This window comes from Cellvibrio fontiphilus, assembly GCF_042646205.1.
In the GTDB taxonomy this organism is placed as follows: Bacteria; Pseudomonadota; Gammaproteobacteria; order Pseudomonadales; family Cellvibrionaceae; genus Cellvibrio; species Cellvibrio fontiphilus_A.
The window spans coordinates 723,447-740,337 of sequence record NZ_JBHRTF010000004.1 but is presented as its reverse complement, the minus strand read 5'-3'; the positions used below and the strand labels follow the sequence as shown (position 1 = coordinate 740,337).

Genomic DNA, 16,891 nt, shown 5'->3' with positions numbered 1-16,891 from the left:
ACACTGCGGTTTTATCTCCGAGTGATTGCTGTGATGAATCTCCCTCGCAAAGTTCGCATCGTTGAAGTAGGCCCGCGCGATGGCCTGCAAAACGAAAAACAAACCATTGCCACCGCCACCAAAATTCAACTGATTGAGAATCTGGTTGCCGCCGGTTTAACCTACATAGAAGCCGGTAGTTTTGTGAACCCCAAATGGGTGCCACAAATGGCCGATAGCGGCGAAGTGTTTTCGGGTATCGCGCGCAAACCGCATGTAACTTACGCAGCACTCACTCCGAATTTACAAGGTTATGAACGCGCTATTGCGGTAGGCGCGAATGAAGTAGCCATTTTTGCAGCGGCATCAGAAGCCTTTAGCCAAAAAAATATTAACTGCACAATCGCCGAAAGTATTCAGCGCTTTGCAGCGCTGATTGACGCCGCGAAAGCACAACAAATTCCGGTGCGCGGTTATATTTCTTGTGTACTCGGCTGCCCCTATTCCGGCGCTGTCGATGCACATCAGGTTGCCAGTATCGCCAGAGAATTATTGGCCATGGGCTGTTATGAAATTTCCCTGGGCGACACCATTGGCGTGGGTACTGCCGGGCAAACCAAACAATTAATTGAAACCGTTGCGCGCGATATTCCCATCGAAAAAATTGCCGCCCACATGCACGACACCTACGGCCAAGCACTCGCTAATATTTTTGCTGCATTGGAAATGGGCGTGAGTGTTATCGATTCTTCTGTCGCGGGTTTAGGTGGCTGCCCTTATGCCGCCGGCGCCACCGGCAATGTCGCCACAGAGGATTTAGTTTACCTGTTAAATGGCTTGGGCATTGAACACGGCGTGAATCTGGATAAATTAATTTATGCTGGCAACACTATTAGCGCAGCATTAAACAAACCGACTAATTCAAAAGTCGCAAAAGCGATGAGTAAGTAATGATGACCAACGAAATCGAACAACAAATCAATTTGGAAACCGCGCAAATTCACTGGCACGAACTACAACGTTTTTTCGCCAGCGGCAACGCCATCGCTGTAGATCCAACATTGGATTTAACCCATGTCGCTGCACAAATCGTTGCAGACAACGCCACACAAATTAAAGAGTGGATGGATGCAGGACTGGTAGATGCAGTAAAAGATTCGCAGGCACAACAATGGTATGAACAAAATGCATTGGTGTGGGCAGTAGTGATAAAACCTTGGGTATTGGTGCAGCCGATAATCTAACAGGTACCCAAGCATGCGTTATATTCGCCGAGCCACCAAAGACGATGCCGGAGCCATCGCCAATTTGTACCGCGAGCTAAATACGCTCTCGCCTGTTTCAGTATCACCGGAACGAATTGACGCAGTAGCAGAAAGCAGCAACACCTACTTGCTGGTGTGTGATGATGCTGGTGAAATTGTTGCCACTGCACTCGTGTGCTTGTGTGAGGATGTGATGTTCAATAATCAGCCCTTTGCGTTAATTGAAAATGTAGCTGTCAGTGCCGACTATAAACGCACAGGTATCGGTAAAAGTATGATGGATTATATTGAGGCATTTTGTGTGGAGCAGGATTGTTCCAAGATAATGCTACAAACCAGCAACGGAAACCTAATTGCGCGAGATTTTTATACCGCAATGGGTTACGACCCAAGTGCTAAAACCGGCTTTATTAAGTACCGCCGTCACTTTTCACAGTAAAATTTATAATCATCCCGACTAAAAACTATCAGGAAATTTATATGAACCTAACCGCCAGCGGTGTTGCATTACGTTTTTTATTCGCGCTCTTATTGGTGCTGCTCAGTTATAACCCCAGTGGTTATTCCTATTTTCATTGGGTTTATAACAGCTTTAGCGACATCACCCCTTATGTTGTAATCGCGGGAATTATTCTGTTGATAGGCTGGGGTATTTATATAAAAGCGACACTTAACTCATTGGGCATTGTGGGTGTGATTGTTTTATCGGCGTTGTTTGCAAGTTTGGTGTGGCTATTTATTTACTGGGGCTTTTTAAGCGTTTCTGATATTTCAGCCATGGCCTGGGTGATTGAAGTTTTACTAGCCGCCTTGCTTGCTGTTGGTATGTGTTGGTCGCACTTCACTCGCCGTATGAGCGGACAAGTGGATGTGGATGAGATTGAAGACCGCTAATTTTTTAAGGATTAGCCAATGTATTGGCTAATCCTTCCTCTCACATTGTTTTACTACTACTGATAAAAAATAATTACTTGGCCCCCGTCATATCCCGCTCCAATCCACTCGGGCCTGCGGGCTTTTTGTGTTTCCACGCCCAGATTAATCCACGCACATAACCATCACCTTTCACCGTGGTGTGATCAAGCCCTTGCATTACATAGTTTTGTAATTCAAGCCCTTGGTATTTACGTGCTGCCAACTGCTGTTGGAAATTGATGATAGGGTCGCGAAAGGCTGGGTACTCTGTGCTGCCATAAGATATAAACATACGGCCATTGAGCGATTTATGTGTTTTGGCATAGTTGTTATCCAGCTTAACCAGCGCTTGTTTATCCCACTCCACCGCAGGACTTAACGCGATAAAACCGCTAAAAAAATCCGGCGCTTGATAGGCTGCAGTAATGGCAAACAATCCGCCCAATGAATTACCGGCAACCACCCTGTCAGTTTTTTCACCGCGATATTGTTTTTCAATCAGGGGCGCAACTTCATGCTGGATAAATTGTAAAAATAAATCCGCCCTGCCCGATCCTTTACCAACAGCCGTAAAGGTGTAATCCATACGCCTTTCTTTGCCATAGTCAGCCGATGATGGATAGGACAAACCCACCATAATAAATTCGGGCACCAGATTGTCGTAAATCAAGTTGCCGTAAGTGGAAACCAGCAGCGGGGTATCCCAATAGGCATCCAGATAATAAAGCACCGGGTATTTTTTATCGGGATTTGTGTTGTAACTAAAGGGATAAACTATCACCAGCTCATGTGCGCGCCCGGTGTGTTTGGAGCTGATGGGAATAATTTCGGTGTTGTTCAAAACAAAATGTTTAACGCTCTGCTGGGCGCAAACAACATGTGCGGTTACAACAAAAACCAACAATAAAAAAATCTTGGCACTGCGCATAGTGTTACTCCCAACAGATAATTATCGCTGCAGAAAAGCGTCTCAACTGATTGAAAAATACGGCTAACGCTTGTTATGCAGCTCCCAATTTTCCAGCTTTTTCTTGTCGCTTTTGCGCAACAGCACATAGGTGGCGCCCACCCAACCGTGACGCTTTTGCGCTGAGTGAAAGGCCATAACTTCATCTAACTGCGGCAGCCAGTGGGCAACACAGCTTTTTAATTGCGCCGGTTGATCGCGACCTTCGCCTTTGCCATGGGTGATAAGTGCACAGCGGATGTCGTTGGTCATGCAGTCTTTTATAAATTGAAAAACAGCAGTGCGCGCTTGCTCAACGGTCATGTTATGCAAATCCAGGCGCGCATCAATTTGGTATTTGCCCATACGTAAACTGCGGTAAACACCGTGTTGCACACCATCGCGTTTGAATTCAATCACCGAGAGTGGATCAAGCGGTTCTATGTATTCGCCGGAGAGGAAATTTTTATCTTTAGCGAGTTCCGCCGTTGCCGCTTTGCGGCGGGTTTCGATACTGGTTTTATCCTGATGCGTGGGTGCGAGCACCACCTTTTCTTCCACTTTGATGGGTTTAACGCCCTGCATTTGGGAGAGGAAAAAATCGACATCTGAGGGATTGTTGGTAGACATAAGCGGACATCTGGACAGCAGTAAGTGAGTTGAAATTGTAAAACAAAAAGCCGCCCTTGTGAGGCGGCCTTTGTTGTACGCATCCCGGATCAATCAGGATGAATTCTGTTGCACTGATACTTATTTATTGGCGCCCTTATTTATTGGCACGATTGGCAATCAGCTCGTTCACTACAGCCGGATCAGCCAGGGTTGAGGTATCGCCCAGCGAATCCAATTCATTCGCGGCGATTTTGCGCAGAATGCGGCGCATGATTTTGCCGGAGCGGGTTTTGGGTAAACCCGGTGCCCACTGGATGATATCGGGGCGGGCGATGGCACCAATCTCTTTCACTACCAGCGCCAGCAATTCTTTTTTCAGCTCATCGCTGGGCTGCTCACCGGCCATCAGGGTCACATAGGCGTAGATACCCTGACCTTTGATGTCGTGGGGGTAGCCAACCACCGCCGCTTCGGCAACCTTATCGTGCAAGACCAAGGCGCTTTCCACTTCGGCGGTGCCCATGCGATGGCCGGAGACGTTTAATACATCGTCCACGCGGCCGGTGATCCAGTAGTAGCCATCGGCATCGCGGCGCGCACCGTCGCCGGTGAAGTAGTAGCCGGGATAGGTGCTGTAGTAGGTATCGATGCAGCGCTGATGATCGCCAAACACGGTGCGGATTTGGCTAGGCCACGCGGCTTTAATACAGAGGTTACCCTCGCCGGCGCCGATCACTTCTTTACCTTCCGGATCAAGCAACACTGGCTGCACACCAAAGAAAGGCACGGTGGCAGAGCCGGGTTTAAGGTCAATCGCGCCGGGCAATGGCGTGAGCATGTGCGCGCCAGTTTCGGTTTGCCACCAGGTATCCATGATCGGGCAGCGGCTATCGCCTACGACACGGTAGTACCACTCCCAGGCTTCGGGGTTAATCGGTTCGCCCACACTGCCGAGGATTTTCAGGCTGGCGCGCGAGGTTTTGGTGACGTAATCGTTGCCGGCACCCATAAGCGCGCGAATCGCGGTGGGCGCGGTGTAGAAGCTGTTGACGCCGTGTTTATCGATCACCTGCCAGCAACGCGAAGCATCCGGGTAGGTCGGCACACCTTCAAACATCAGGGTAGTCGCGCCATTGGTAAGCGGGCCGTAAACGATGTAACTGTGGCCGGTGACCCAACCCACATCGGCGGTACACCAATAAACATCGCCCTCCTGATAATCGAACACATATTTGTGGGTCATAGCCGCTTGCAGCAGGTAGCCACCGGTGGTGTGCAATACACCTTTAGGTTTGCCGGTGGAGCCGGAGGTATAAAGAATAAATAGCGGATCTTCCGCATCCATCACCTCCGGTTCGCACTCATTGGCCTGACGCTCAACCAGATCTTCGTACCAGAAATCGCGTTTTTCATCCCAAGCGATATCGCCGCCAGTGCGCTTCACCACGATACAGGTGTGCACACCGGGGCACTGCGCCAAGGCAACATCAGCATTCTTTTTCAGCGGGACACGCTTGCCGCCACGCAGACCTTCATCGGCGGTAATCACCACCTGACACTCGGCATCCTGAATACGGTCTTTAAGGGCTTCTGGGGAGAAGCCACCAAAAACAATAGAGTGAATCGCGCCGATGCGGGTACAGGCAAGCATGGCGTAGGCCGCTTCGGGGATCATCGGCATATAAATGCAGACTCGATCACCCTTCTTAACACCGCGTTCACGCAAGGCGTTAGCCAAACGACAGACTTGGTCATGTAATTCTTGATAGCTGATGAACTGGTCTTCGGAAGGGTCATCCCCCTCCCAAATAATGGCGGTTTGTTTGGCGCGTGCGGGCAGGTGGCGGTCGATACAGTTCACGCTCACATTTAACTTGCCGCCCACAAACCAGGCCACCTCGCCTTTTTTAAGATCGCTCTTGGTCACTTGCGACCAGGGTTGCTGCCAGGTCAAAAACGCCTTGGCCTGCTCCGCCCAAAAGGTGTCGGGTGAATTGATGGATTGTTCGTACATCTCCTTATAGCGCGCCAAATCAATCGCCGCGTTACGTTTAAAAGCTTCGGGAACCGGATACAGCTGGACTTCTGACATGTTGATCTCGCTTTGACGTTATCTTGTTATTCGTTGGCAAACCCACACAGGTGATACAGCAGTTACTCCAATCACGGCACAGGCTTGTAAAAGTTCGACCCAAAGCTTAGCAGTTATGCTCCTTCAATCTCAATGACAACGTTGTCCAATCGAAAAGATTTACGCGTTTTTACCCGTCTTAATAAGCTTGGACAAAACGAGGCTTCTGGCTTTAGGCCGACTTATCTCATTAATAGTTATAACCAACTGAACTTCTTCGTGCGAAAGCTATTCCCTATCGATGGTTTCCCGCAAAAAATGATTTGTGTGCCACTAAAAGTGATACGAATCATGTTAAGTGCACCCCAACATGGGACTAACTCCCACTCCCTGCAACGCCTAAGCTGGTGCTGCTTGGGAGTGAAGTGGCGACAGTGGATATAAAAACAACACCCGCCTGACAGCGATATTGCCCGCTCCCCTGCCAGCAGCACCCTGCTGATGCAGAAGCTCTGAACTCATCTAATAACGATATCAACGAGGCAATCAACTATGTTTTTTCATCAATATCCATCACTACTGGCAAAAGGTTTGGGCCGTCTGGCAATCGCAGCGACCGGCCTGCTGGCGGCCTCTGGCTATGCCGCAACCCAATGCCAAAACCCCACCCCCATCTGGGCCGATGAATTTAATGGCACAGCGGTGGATACCACCAAATGGGAGTTCCAAAACGGCGATGGCTGCAGCTATGGCATTTGCGGCTGGGGCAACAACGAACTTCAATCCTATCAGTCGGCTAACGCAACAGTAGCCAATGGTTTACTAACCATTACCGCCAAAAAACAGCGCGTCGGCTCCAAGGCTTACACCTCATCGCGCATCAGAACATTGAACATGCCAAACGGCGGCCAATGGAAAAACGGTCGCTTTGAAGCGCGTGTGAAAGTACCGCGCGGTGCCGGTATGTGGCCCGCCTTTTGGATGCTGCCCGCCAACACCAACGTGGGCTGGCCGATGAGTGGTGAGATAGACATTTTGGAAGCCACTGGTCAAGCCAACATGATTGCGTTTGGCACACTGCATTACGGCGAGGCCTGGCCGAACAATCAGTGGACTAGCGGCCGTATTTTGAAACAACCCGATACCTGGTCGGATAACTTCCACACCTATGCGGTGGAATGGGAGCCCAATGTGATCCGCTGGTACATAGACGACCTGCTCTACTCCACCAAAACCCCGGCAGATCTGGGCAACCCGGCCTACTGGACCTTTGAAGACTTCCAGTACTACATGATTCTCAACCTGGCGATTGGCGGCAACCTGGGCGGGCCAGTGGATGAATCCATGCTGCCACAGACCATGCAAGTGGATTATGTGCGTGTCTACAACTATGGCAAACCTAACCTGAGCGGCAAACATCTGGTTGAACCCAATACCAGTGCCACCTACTCGGTGATCGATGAAGCGGGAACCAACAGCAGCTACAGCTGGACCAGCCCAACCGGGCAGACCTCAACCGGCAAATCGCTGACAGTCAATTGGGGAACTCTGGGTGGGCCTGTGACAGTGAGAATCACCAATAGCTGCGGTAGCTATAACCTGTCACTGAATGTGCATGTTGCGCCCACTTTGAGTAAAGCTGACATCCACGACGATTTCGAAAGCAATCGCAACCTGGCTTATACCAGCTGGACAGGCAACCTTAATCAGGCGAGTGCCAACCCATCGCCAACAGGCGTAAATACCTCCAGCCTGGTGGCCAGTTATGTGCGCAGCAGCAGCTCGCAATACGATGTGATTTCTGGCACCACCAGCCTGATTCCCAATGCAGCCCCGTTTGTCAGTGGCAGCAAGGCGTTTTATCTGGACGTTTACACCAATGCACCGGTAGGCACTGAAATGCTGGTACAACTGGAGAGCAGCACGGCAACCGCAAGCAACTTCCCAACTGGCCGCCACTCCCGTTATATCGCCCACACCACTGCGCAAAACAGCTGGCAACGGGTTAAGTTCCTGATGGATGACCGGATTGATGGCACCACCGCCGACACAGCCGTAAGCAAAATTGTGCTGTTGCTCGCTCCCAATACCTTCACCGGCCACACTTATTATCTGGATAACTTCAGCACCTACGCCGAGGGAACAGCGCCGGCGCCGGCAACATCCATGAGTGTTAGTGGTGTGAGCACCAGCACCGCCAGTGCTGGCAAAGGCACCAAATACGCAACAGCCACAGTGACTGTGCTGGATAACAACAATAACCCCGTTGCCAATGCCACGGTAACCGGCAATTTCAGCGGCACCATTAATCAAACGGGTGTAAGCGGTAAAACCGGCAGCGATGGGAAGATCACCCTGCAAACCACCAGCGCAGCTGGCGGCACACTGGTGGTCAACTTTTGCGTGAGTGCATTAAGTCATGCGTCACTGAGCCACAACACAGCCAACAGCTCAGGCCTCTGCCCCTAAGTTATAACCATTATTACCTAGTCTGGAGAGGGAGTTTGTGTGCCAACTTGGCGAGGGTGATCCCTCGCCTTTTTTATTGGCCTTTTAGCTTTTTTGGGAGTTTGTATTGGCGTTTTTAACGCGTGCAATTCCCTCACGATCCATTCTTTCCAACTCTTGTTTGTAAGCCTCCATCTCCTCCCAATCAAACGCGGTTCCCGCATTCAAATGATCGGGATGCAAAGCGCGCTCCTTGGCGTTTTCCTGCAAGCTGTGTTCTTTTTGCGGCTCCTCATCCATGCCAAACTGCTTGAGAATTTCATCGGTTTTTTTGGACATAATTACTCTCCGGAAAAACACTCTCGATAATTAAATTGCAGACACAAAAAAGGGCGGTTGATCCGCCCTTTTATACGCACCTACTCACTAAAAAACCCAGCAACTGGTTATTCCATTTGCATAGGGATGGTATTGCTGGTGCGATTCACACTGTTGTCTTCGTTCAGATAGACCAGCTTGGGCTTGTGGGTGGCCAGCTCTTCGTCATTAAAATAGCCATAGGTCGCGATAATGACGCGATCACCCACCGCCACTTTACGCGCCGCCGCACCATTCATAGAGAAGGTGCCTGAGCCTGGCTCGGCGAGGATGATATAGGTATGGAAACGCTCACCGTTGTTCACGTTGTAAATATCGATTTGCTCAAATTCACGCATGCCTGCCAGCGCCACCAAATCGGCATCTATGGCGCAGGAACCGTCGTACCACAGTTCGGCTTGGGTCACCTTGGCCATGTGTAATTTTGCTTTCAGCATATGAGTCAGCATGGAATCCTCCGGGGAATCACTGATGCAGGCGGGAATTAACCCAGCACCACAGAAACATTGTCAATTAACCGCGCGCCCTGGGTATACATGGCGCCGAGTATAGTGATCTCCCGATCATCGTGTGCCGCCATATCCAGTGTGCGGCTATTGCAAATACTGATGTAGTCCACCCGAAAACCCGCCGCTTCAATTTGCGTGCGCGCTTCGTCCACCAGCACTGAAAAATCGCGGCGACCGTCGGTAATCGCCTGCTTGATCGCATTTAGACTGCGGTTGAGCACCGCCACGTTGGGGCGCTCGTCGGCCGTGATAAAACCATTGCGCGAGCTCATCGCCAAACCATCCTCCTCGCGGAAGATCTCGCCGGCGGTAATTTTGATGGGGATACACAAGTCTTCCACCATGCGCCGGATTACCGCGAGCTGCTGGAAATCCTTAATGCCGAATACGGCTTCGTCTGGCTGCACAATATTAAACAACTTGGTGACAACCGTTGTCACGCCCTCAAAGTGGCCGGGGCGACTGGCGCCGCAGAGCACATCGGTCATAGTCGGCACTATCACCCGCGTCTGCTCGGCCATGCCATTGGGGTAGATTTCCTTTTCATCGGGGCAAAACAAATAATCGCAACCCACCGCTTCCAGCTTTGCGGAGTCAGCCGCCAGGGTGCGCGGGTATTTATCCCAATCTTCGTTTAAACCAAACTGCAGCGGGTTTACAAAAATACTGGTGACCACCACATCGCAGTTGCGCTGGGCGATTTTGACTAACTCGATATGGGCGTTGTGCAGGTTGCCCATGGTAGGCACAAAACCTATGCGCTTGCCGGCTTTGCGCTCCGCCGCCAGGGCATCGCGAAGGGATTGGATATGGTGAAAAACCTGCATAGTCATGCCTCAAACTGCCCGCAAAATAGCCCCGGTTCAGGGCGCGCGATGATACACGGTCAGGATTGAGAAGTACATTTTTAGATCAAAAAATAACCAGAAAATCCAAGTAGGCTAACACTGCATGTCAAGGGAAAAGCCGCGCCTGATTGTCGATGACGGGCAAGCGCACCACCGCATCACCCACACGCATAACACCCCCCTGAATGACTTTGGCGCAAAGCCCGCCATAACCAAACATGGCTGCGGTACCGCCCGCACCCAAGGCTTCATCCATGCGCGAGCAGGGGTGGCAGAGGGCGTTGGTTTCGAGGATCACCTCACCAATTTGCAACCGCTGGTAGCGCAGCAAATTCATATTCATGCCGGAGATAACCAGGTTGCGGCGCAGCAGGAGCGGGTCAATCGATTGATGGCCGGTGTGACGGCAAATGGCTTCAATATATTCGCTGCTGATCAGTGTAACTTGGCGCGCTGAACCGGGCGTTTTTTTCATCCGGTGATCGCCCATCAACCCCAGCCCTACCGCCGCTTCGGCTTGATCAACCACCACGACTTCACCGCGCCGCTCGCTGCGCAAGCCAATCCACTCCAACTTTCCGGGAGCGATGTTGGCGCAAAGTTTATCGAGTAATTTGGCTTGGCTGTTCATGGGGAGCATCTCAGTTGTGCGGGATTGCTATTGGTGCCGATCTAACTAGTAAGGATCTTGCTGGAAATACTCTGGCGCAAGGTTATCAAAGCGGGTGTATTTACCAACAAACGCAGCGCGGCAGGTGCCGATTTCGCCGTTACGCTGCTTGCCGATAATGAGTTCGGCTATGCCTTTGTCGGGGCTGTCCTCGTTGTAGTATTCGTCGCGGTAGATAAACAAAATGACGTCTGCGTCCTGTTCGATGGCGCCAGATTCACGCAGGTCAGAGTTCATCGGGCGCTTATTGGGGCGCTGCTCTACACCGCGGTTTAGCTGTGACAGGGCGATCATCGGGCATTCAAATTCTTTGGCCATGCCTTTGAGCGAGCGCGAGATTTCGGAGATTTCCTGGGTACGACCTTCACCACTACCGGCGACTGTCATCAACTGCAGGTAGTCCACCATGATCATGCCGGGGTTGCCGTGTTCGCGCGCAATACGGCGAATGCGCGCGCGCATTTCCTGCGGGTTCAAGCCGCCGGTATCGTCGATAAACAGCAGTTTGTCTTTGAGTTTGGCCACGGCGGAGGAAAGTTTCGGCCAGTCCTCTTCGGTGAGTTTACCGTTGCGCATCTTGCCCTGATCGATACGACCGATGGAGGACATCATCCGCATCACCAGCGCGGAGGATGGCATTTCCATACTGAATACCACCACCGGTTTGGGCTGATTGAATAATGCGCCCTCCACAAAGTTCAACGCCAAGGCGGTTTTACCCATGGACGGACGCGCCGCAAGGATAATCAATTCACCCGGCTGCCAGCCGGAGGTGCGCTGATCCAGGTCGGTAATGCCCGTAGGAACACCGGTGATATCGCTGCCGGAGCGAAAGAGTTCGTCGATGCGTTTAACTGTCTCTTTCAGCAGTTCGTTAACACCGACCAAACCGCCTTCTTTAGGGCGATCCTCGGCGATTTCGGCAACGCGCTTTTCGGCAAGCTGCAGCAGGTCATCAGAATCCAAACCGGCCGGATTCATACTGGATTTGCTGATGTCCTGGGCGGCGGCAATCAACTGACGCAGGGTGGAGCGCTCGCGCACAATTTTGGCGTAAGCCGCGATATTGGCCGCACTTGGAGTGTTGTTGGCCATTTCGACCAAATAGCCCAAACCACCCACACGCTCCAATTCATCGTGTTTGTGCAGCTCTTCCGACAGGGTGATAACGTCCAGCGGTTGCCCGGCTTCTTGCAGCGCCAGCATCATGCGGAAGATCAACTTGTGATCCTCGCGGAAGAAGTCACTTTCGGAAATCACTTCCAGCACCGCATCCAGGCGGTTATTGTCGAGCATCAAACCACCCAGCACCGATTGTTCGGCTTCAACCGAATGTGGCAAGGCGGTTTGGGCGCTTAACTGGCTGGCGAGGCGATCCTCAAAGCTGACGGATTCGAAGCTGGATTCAGGCATAGGTTGGATAAACGCAGGTAGAGTTTTTATCAAATTGGGAGCAAAAAAAATCGGGCACTTGCTCTTCAACCAAAAGGTTGTCGATAGTGCCCGATTTCATTTGGCTTGTCAGTAGTAACTGACCCCTCCCCGGCCCTCCCCTTATCAAGGGGAGGGAGACTAAACTCCTCCCCCTTACAAAGGGGGAGGCCGGGAGGGGGTTAAAAATTACTCTGGAATAACCGCCAACTTAACAGCTTGGATCACTTCAGCGTGCAGCTGAACATCGATCTCGTATTGACCGATTTCACGCAGAACGCCTTGTGGCAAGCGAACTTCAGACTTGGCAACAGCAACGCCAGCAGCAGTGATTGCTTCAGCGATGTCGCGAGTACCGATAGAACCAAACAGACGGCCTTCGTCACCGGCGTTGGCAGCGATAGTCACTTCCAAAGCAGCCAGTTTCTCAGCGCGTGCAGTTGCATCAGCAATCTTGCTAGCAGCAGCTGCTTCCAACTCAGCGCGACGCGCTTCGAAGTCAGCGATGTTTTTTGCAGTAGCAGCAACAGCCTTGCCTTGTGGCAACAGGTAGTTACGACCGTAGCCAGACTTAACGCTAACCTTGTCACCAATAGCGCCTAATTTACCTACTTTATCGAGCAGAATAACTTCCATCTCTTTACCCCTTACTCGTGGCTGTCAGTGTATGGAATCAAAGCCAGGTAACGAGCACGCTTGATAGCGGTAGCCAACTGACGTTGGTATTTAGCTTTGGTGCCAGTGATACGGCTTGGAACGATTTTGCCGGTTTCAGTGATGTAAGCCTTCAGCGTTTCTACATCTTTGTAATCGATGCGCTTGGTGCCTTCAGCGGTAAAACGGCAGAATTTGCGACGACGGAAAAAACGTGCCATGGGTTATACCTCCTGCTCTTCTTCGAAATCATCTGCATCAACGCCGTCTTCATCAGACAGGTCTTCTGCGTCATCACGACGTTCAGCGCGTGCTGGACGTGCTTTACGCTCACGGCCTTCTTTCTCGGCTTTCATGATGAATGATTCTTCGGTGATAGCAGCATCTTCACGCAGCACCAGGCTACGCAGAACGGCATCGTTGTAACGGAAGTTGGTAGTCAACTCTTCCAATACTGCGTCAGAGCATTCTACGTTCATCAGAATGTAGTGAGCTTTGTGCACTTTATTGATGGAGTAAGCCAGTTGACGACGGCCCCAGTCTTCCAAACGGTGAACTTGACCACCGTCGTTTTTGATAGCAGAGGTGTAACGCTCTACCATTGCAGGTACTTGTTCGCTTTGGTCTGGATGAACCAAAAAGACGATTTCGTAATGACGCATGTTTAGCTCCTTACGGGTTAAAGCCTCCTACTCTGCGGTAAACCGCACAACAGTGAGACAAGGAGTAGCCGATTTTACAATCGCTTGCGCGACCTTACCCCCGGCCAGTTTGGGGGTGCGGAATTGTACGGACAAGACTCTTTACAAGCAAGTAAAAATAATGTTGTAGCCGGCTTTGGCAGGCGCAACGCCTGTCGTTTCGCGCCGGATTCCCGTTCCGGCAAAAAATGGGACTGCCACTTTAGGTAGTCAACCTAAAACAGGTGGTTGTAATACCGGCTCCTCCTTGAGATTGGCAGCACACCAGAGACTCTCTGGTGTGACTCATTTCCCAACTCACTGAGGACAACAATAATGAACAAACATCGCTCCACTCCTGCAGCGACACACGCAGCGCGCACCACCTTCCCCCGCAAACGCTTACTGGCAAACCTGGCGGCCGGCGTGGTCAGTATTGTTTTATGCAACTCAGCTCTGGCTGCCGTCCCGGCATTGCAAGTACAGGGCAATAAGGTTTTGGTTGGCGGCAAATCCGTGAGCCTTGAAGGTGTCTCGCTGTTTTGGAGCAATACCGGCTGGGGTGCGGAGAAGTTCTACACCGCCGCCACCGTCAAGCGCGCCAAAACCGAGTTCAACGCCACCCTTATCCGTGCCGCCATAGGGCATGGGGAGGGAGGAGGTATTCAGGACGATTGGAATGGCAACATGGCGCGGCTCGACACTGTGATTCAAGCTGCCATCGACAACGACATGTATGTGATTGTCGACTACCACAGCCACAAGGCCCACGAGAACTGGGGTGCAGCGGAAGCCTTCTTCAAGCAAGTCGCGCAAAAGTGGGGAAGTTACAACAACGTTATTTATGAACTCTACAACGAGCCACTGAATGCGGATTGGAACAATACGCTCAAGCCTTACGCCGAGTATGTGGGCGGTAAAATCCGCGCGATTGACCCGGACAACCTGATCATTATGGGCACACCTAACTGGTCGCAGGATGTCGATGTCGCATCAAACAACAAGGCCAATGTCTCCAATTTGGCCTACACCGTTCATTTCTATGCCGATAGCCACGGCAGTTCTTATCGCGCCAAGGCACAGACCGCACTCAATAATGGTGCCGCCCTGTTTGCCACCGAATGGGGTGCAGGCCATGCCAATGGTCGCGGCAACATCAATTACCCGGAGACCTGGGCATGGATAAACTTTTTGCGCGCCAATGGTATTAGCCATGCGGGCTGGGCCTTTCATGATAAGGAGCGGGATCAAGCCACCGGTGAGATAGAAACCTCTTCTTTCTTTTGGGCGGATGGATCGCTCAAAGAGTCGGGGCGTTTTATCAAAGAAATTTTGGCCGGCCGCAAACCGATTGATGGCGGCGACAGCGGCACCGGAGGTGGCTGCACCAAGGCCAACCTTGGCGATACCATCCAGGCCGAAAACTGGTGCCAGATGTCCGGTGTCAAAACCGAGAACACCAGCGATGCCGGCGGCGGCTTGAATGTGGGTTACATCGACAATGGCGATTGGATGACCTACTCGGTGAATGTGCCCGCTGCCGGCACCTACAAAGTGAGTTACAGAATCGCGAGCCAAACGGGCGGCGGCCAAATCCAGCTGGAGCGTGCAGGCGGCAGCCCGGTGTTTAGCAATATCAACGTACCGCCTACCGGGAACTGGCAAACCTGGCAAACCATCTCCCACAACGTAGTGCTGCCTGCCGGCGACCAAGCTATTGCCATCTCCGCGATTAGCGGTGGTTTCAACCTGAACTGGTTAAAAATCGAAAGCGCGGGCGACAATCCCACCAATCCCGGCGCGGTGATAGCCACCCTCCAAGCCGAGGACTTCAGCCAGCAACAGGGCACCCAAACGGAAAATACCAGCGATACCGGTGGCGGGAAAAATGTGGGCTGGATTGACGCCGGGGATTGGCTCTCTTACGCGGGCACGCCGGTGAACATTCCCACTAGCGGCAGTTACGTGATCGAGTATCGCGTGGCCAGCCAAAATGGCGGCGGCAACCTTACCCTGGAGGAAGCGGGCGGCAGCCCTGCCTACGGCACGCTGGCTATCCCGAGTACCGGCGGCTGGCAAACCTGGACTACCATCAAACACACGGTGAACCTGCCGGCCGGTAGCCGCAAGCTGGGTATCAAAGCCAATGCCGGCGGCTGGAACATCAATTGGATTCGCATCAGCAAGGCAAATTGATCCCAGTGTTGTAGCGATTAAATACACGATGGGGCTAAGCAGCCTACCGGAGCCGCCTGCGGGCGGCTTTTTAACAGGAGGACGGCGCCGCTTGCGCCTGCGCCAACGCTCGCTTGCGATATTCCGACGGCGTTGTGCCGGTCAGGCGCTTAAAAAAGCGGTGGAATGCCGATTGGCTGTTGAAACCGGATTTATACAAAATATCCAGTACTGTATCGCCTGCAGATGCCGGTGACGCTAGCAACCGTTTTGCCTCTTCAATACGCTGGGCATTAATAAACTCAAAAAAGTTTTGCTGGTAATGGTCGTTAATGATGGTGGATAGCTCGCGCGGTTTAAGGCCCATCTGCTCGGCGAATCGCTCCAGATTGATGTGACTGTCCAAATGCAACTGCAATTCATGAATGCCACGTTCAACGGCCTCACATTTCTCGCTCACCTGCGGAATGTCGCGCAACCGATCTTTTTCCGGCGCCGCTACCACCACAAGGTCATGTTGTAACAGCGCCCGCGTATTGCGCCAACCCAACAAAAATAAACCGTTGACCAACAACACCGTGAGGTAGTTATTCAGTATGCCCAGCAAATCATTTGTCTCACCACTCACGTAATCGCCCAGGAAATACGCGACAAATGACCATAACCAGTGGATGAAAAATCCGCCCAGCACCCAGTCGGCCAGCCGCAATTCATGCTCAGAAATACTGGAGTAGAGCTGTTTTAATTGCTGGCGCAACCGATACTCGGCGCGGAAACAGGCCAACACATAAATAAGCGGTGAACATTTCACCAAGAACCACACAAATTTGAGCGCCGCACCATCCTCATCCGAGAGGCTGGCCCAATGCCAGGGTAGCCAATCATGGAGGCTCAGGTCATAGATGATGATTAGCCCAACCGCCAAGAGTGCAGGCAGCAAGTGAATGGTTTCACGCCACTGCAGCAAAGGGTGCTTGGTGGAGAGGGAGCGCAAATAAAAAAACAACGTCGGCCCCTGCAATAACAAGCAGGCCGACAAGAGTGCTGGCAACAGGGTGGACTGGGCTATCGCCATTGTTTGGAAGCTGCTGTTCCAGATAATGAGCGTAGCCGTGAGAGTGCCTATCACCAACAGAAAGAAGCATTGCTGCAATCGTCGCGATTCCTTACCGCCACGGGGCAACAAGCCCAGCGCAACGCAGAGGATTGCGGCCTCCAAAATCGTCAGGACTATGACTACTTCATGCAAATTAAGGAGCAGATGTTTCATTATTTTTATACATCACCAGGAGGGCGATAGCCCCAGTTGA

The 16,891-nt window shown here is 51.9% G+C and carries 18 protein-coding genes; 6 read left to right on the top strand and 12 right to left on the bottom strand.

What is annotated here, in order from left to right; genetic code table 11:
• The first annotated feature begins 33 nt into the window (after positions 1-33).
• The 4 genes from ACFODX_RS11765 to ACFODX_RS11750 are packed head-to-tail and all read left to right on the top strand — an operon-like array spanning position 34 to position 2,138.
• Complete coding sequence (locus ACFODX_RS11765; protein WP_378120093.1) at positions 34-930, top strand: hydroxymethylglutaryl-CoA lyase; 897 nt, start codon at positions 34-36, stop codon at positions 928-930.
• Positions 930-1,223 carry a DUF2288 domain-containing protein gene (locus tag ACFODX_RS11760; RefSeq protein WP_378119304.1) on the top strand — a complete coding sequence of 98 codons (294 nt, stop codon included), beginning with the start codon at positions 930-932 and terminating at the stop codon, positions 1,221-1,223. The genes ACFODX_RS11765 and ACFODX_RS11760 overlap by 1 nt, the downstream gene beginning before the upstream one ends.
• A gap of 13 nt (positions 1,224-1,236) precedes the next feature.
• Positions 1,237-1,683, top strand: a complete 447-nt coding sequence (locus ACFODX_RS11755; RefSeq protein ID WP_378119302.1) for a GNAT family N-acetyltransferase — start codon at positions 1,237-1,239, stop codon at positions 1,681-1,683.
• Positions 1,684-1,724: 41 nt separating this feature from the next.
• Positions 1,725-2,138, top strand: a complete 414-nt coding sequence (locus ACFODX_RS11750; protein WP_378119300.1) for a DUF6524 family protein — start codon at positions 1,725-1,727, stop codon at positions 2,136-2,138.
• A gap of 73 nt (positions 2,139-2,211) precedes the next feature.
• Here ACFODX_RS11750 and ACFODX_RS11745 read toward each other — a convergent pair whose 3' ends face one another.
• From ACFODX_RS11745 to acs, 3 genes are all read right to left on the bottom strand, one after another.
• The gene (locus ACFODX_RS11745) at positions 2,212-3,087 is read right to left on the bottom strand and encodes an alpha/beta hydrolase (protein ID WP_378119298.1); all 876 of its coding nucleotides are present in this window, start codon (positions 3,085-3,087) and stop codon (positions 2,212-2,214) included.
• Positions 3,088-3,150: 63 nt separating this feature from the next.
• Positions 3,151-3,735 carry a DNA endonuclease SmrA gene (gene smrA / locus ACFODX_RS11740; protein ID WP_378119296.1) on the bottom strand — a complete coding sequence of 195 codons (585 nt, stop codon included), beginning with the start codon at positions 3,733-3,735 and terminating at the stop codon, positions 3,151-3,153.
• A 136-nt stretch (positions 3,736-3,871) separates the two neighbouring features.
• Entirely contained in the window at positions 3,872-5,809 is a 1,938-nt protein-coding gene (acs, locus tag ACFODX_RS11735; RefSeq protein ID WP_378119294.1) for an acetate--CoA ligase, read from the bottom strand.
• A 531-nt stretch (positions 5,810-6,340) separates the two neighbouring features.
• Here acs and ACFODX_RS11730 point away from each other — a divergent pair.
• The gene (locus ACFODX_RS11730) at positions 6,341-8,257 is read left to right on the top strand and encodes a family 16 glycosylhydrolase (RefSeq protein WP_378119292.1); all 1,917 of its coding nucleotides are present in this window, start codon (positions 6,341-6,343) and stop codon (positions 8,255-8,257) included.
• An 84-nt stretch (positions 8,258-8,341) separates the two neighbouring features.
• Here ACFODX_RS11730 and ACFODX_RS11725 read toward each other — a convergent pair whose 3' ends face one another.
• From ACFODX_RS11725 to rpsF, 8 genes are all read right to left on the bottom strand, one after another.
• Positions 8,342-8,575 (bottom strand): hypothetical protein, encoded by a 234-nt coding sequence (locus ACFODX_RS11725; protein WP_378119290.1) that lies wholly within the window; start codon positions 8,573-8,575, stop codon positions 8,342-8,344.
• 107 nt (positions 8,576-8,682) lie between these two features.
• Positions 8,683-9,063, bottom strand: a complete 381-nt coding sequence (gene panD, locus ACFODX_RS11720) for an aspartate 1-decarboxylase (protein WP_040392365.1) — start codon at positions 9,061-9,063, stop codon at positions 8,683-8,685.
• A gap of 35 nt (positions 9,064-9,098) precedes the next feature.
• Positions 9,099-9,950, bottom strand: a complete 852-nt coding sequence (panC, locus tag ACFODX_RS11715) for a pantoate--beta-alanine ligase (protein ID WP_378119287.1) — start codon at positions 9,948-9,950, stop codon at positions 9,099-9,101.
• 127 nt (positions 9,951-10,077) lie between these two features.
• Positions 10,078-10,602 carry an MOSC domain-containing protein gene (locus tag ACFODX_RS11710; RefSeq protein WP_378119285.1) on the bottom strand — a complete coding sequence of 175 codons (525 nt, stop codon included), beginning with the start codon at positions 10,600-10,602 and terminating at the stop codon, positions 10,078-10,080.
• Between the two features lie 45 nt (positions 10,603-10,647).
• A complete protein-coding gene (gene dnaB, locus ACFODX_RS11705) occupies positions 10,648-12,054 on the bottom strand; it encodes a replicative DNA helicase (RefSeq protein ID WP_378119283.1) in 1,407 nt (468 codons plus the stop codon).
• Positions 12,055-12,261: 207 nt separating this feature from the next.
• Positions 12,262-12,708: a 50S ribosomal protein L9 gene (gene rplI / locus ACFODX_RS11700; protein ID WP_378119281.1), complete on the bottom strand. Its 447-nt coding sequence runs from the start codon at positions 12,706-12,708 to the stop codon at positions 12,262-12,264.
• A gap of 11 nt (positions 12,709-12,719) precedes the next feature.
• On the bottom strand, positions 12,720-12,947 hold the full coding sequence (gene rpsR / locus ACFODX_RS11695) for a 30S ribosomal protein S18 (RefSeq protein WP_007643439.1): 228 nt from the start codon (positions 12,945-12,947) through the stop codon (positions 12,720-12,722).
• A gap of 3 nt (positions 12,948-12,950) precedes the next feature.
• Positions 12,951-13,388, bottom strand: a complete 438-nt coding sequence (gene rpsF, locus ACFODX_RS11690) for a 30S ribosomal protein S6 (RefSeq protein ID WP_324257943.1) — start codon at positions 13,386-13,388, stop codon at positions 12,951-12,953.
• A gap of 354 nt (positions 13,389-13,742) precedes the next feature.
• Here rpsF and ACFODX_RS11685 point away from each other — a divergent pair, with 354 nt between their 5' ends.
• A complete protein-coding gene (locus ACFODX_RS11685) occupies positions 13,743-15,602 on the top strand; it encodes a carbohydrate-binding protein (RefSeq protein WP_378119278.1) in 1,860 nt (619 codons plus the stop codon).
• Positions 15,603-15,672: 70 nt separating this feature from the next.
• Here ACFODX_RS11685 and ACFODX_RS11680 read toward each other — a convergent pair whose 3' ends face one another.
• Positions 15,673-16,851 carry an AraC family transcriptional regulator gene (locus ACFODX_RS11680; protein ID WP_378119276.1) on the bottom strand — a complete coding sequence of 393 codons (1,179 nt, stop codon included), beginning with the start codon at positions 16,849-16,851 and terminating at the stop codon, positions 15,673-15,675.
• Positions 16,852-16,891 lie beyond the last annotated feature (40 nt).

Bases quoted from the DNA above. Each gene is read 5' to 3' on its own strand.
- ACFODX_RS11765 (WP_378120093.1), top strand. From the start codon at position 34: ATGAATCTCCCTCGCAAAGTTCGCATCGTTGAAGTAGGCCCGCGCGAT.
- ACFODX_RS11760 (WP_378119304.1), top strand. From the start codon at position 930: ATGATGACCAACGAAATCGAACAACAAATCAATTTGGAAACCGCGCAA.
- ACFODX_RS11755 (WP_378119302.1), top strand. From the start codon at position 1,237: ATGCGTTATATTCGCCGAGCCACCAAAGACGATGCCGGAGCCATCGCC.
- ACFODX_RS11750 (WP_378119300.1), top strand. From the start codon at position 1,725: ATGAACCTAACCGCCAGCGGTGTTGCATTACGTTTTTTATTCGCGCTC.
- ACFODX_RS11745 (WP_378119298.1), bottom strand. From the start codon at position 3,087: ATGCGCAGTGCCAAGATTTTTTTATTGTTGGTTTTTGTTGTAACCGCA.
- smrA (WP_378119296.1), bottom strand. From the start codon at position 3,735: ATGTCTACCAACAATCCCTCAGATGTCGATTTTTTCCTCTCCCAAATG.
- acs (WP_378119294.1), bottom strand. From the start codon at position 5,809: ATGTCAGAAGTCCAGCTGTATCCGGTTCCCGAAGCTTTTAAACGTAAC.
- ACFODX_RS11730 (WP_378119292.1), top strand. From the start codon at position 6,341: ATGTTTTTTCATCAATATCCATCACTACTGGCAAAAGGTTTGGGCCGT.
- ACFODX_RS11725 (WP_378119290.1), bottom strand. From the start codon at position 8,575: ATGTCCAAAAAAACCGATGAAATTCTCAAGCAGTTTGGCATGGATGAG.
- panD (WP_040392365.1), bottom strand. From the start codon at position 9,063: ATGCTGACTCATATGCTGAAAGCAAAATTACACATGGCCAAGGTGACC.
- panC (WP_378119287.1), bottom strand. From the start codon at position 9,950: ATGCAGGTTTTTCACCATATCCAATCCCTTCGCGATGCCCTGGCGGCG.
- ACFODX_RS11710 (WP_378119285.1), bottom strand. From the start codon at position 10,602: ATGAACAGCCAAGCCAAATTACTCGATAAACTTTGCGCCAACATCGCT.
- dnaB (WP_378119283.1), bottom strand. From the start codon at position 12,054: ATGCCTGAATCCAGCTTCGAATCCGTCAGCTTTGAGGATCGCCTCGCC.
- rplI (WP_378119281.1), bottom strand. From the start codon at position 12,708: ATGGAAGTTATTCTGCTCGATAAAGTAGGTAAATTAGGCGCTATTGGT.
- rpsR (WP_007643439.1), bottom strand. From the start codon at position 12,947: ATGGCACGTTTTTTCCGTCGTCGCAAATTCTGCCGTTTTACCGCTGAA.
- rpsF (WP_324257943.1), bottom strand. From the start codon at position 13,388: ATGCGTCATTACGAAATCGTCTTTTTGGTTCATCCAGACCAAAGCGAA.
- ACFODX_RS11685 (WP_378119278.1), top strand. From the start codon at position 13,743: ATGAACAAACATCGCTCCACTCCTGCAGCGACACACGCAGCGCGCACC.
- ACFODX_RS11680 (WP_378119276.1), bottom strand. From the start codon at position 16,851: ATGAAACATCTGCTCCTTAATTTGCATGAAGTAGTCATAGTCCTGACG.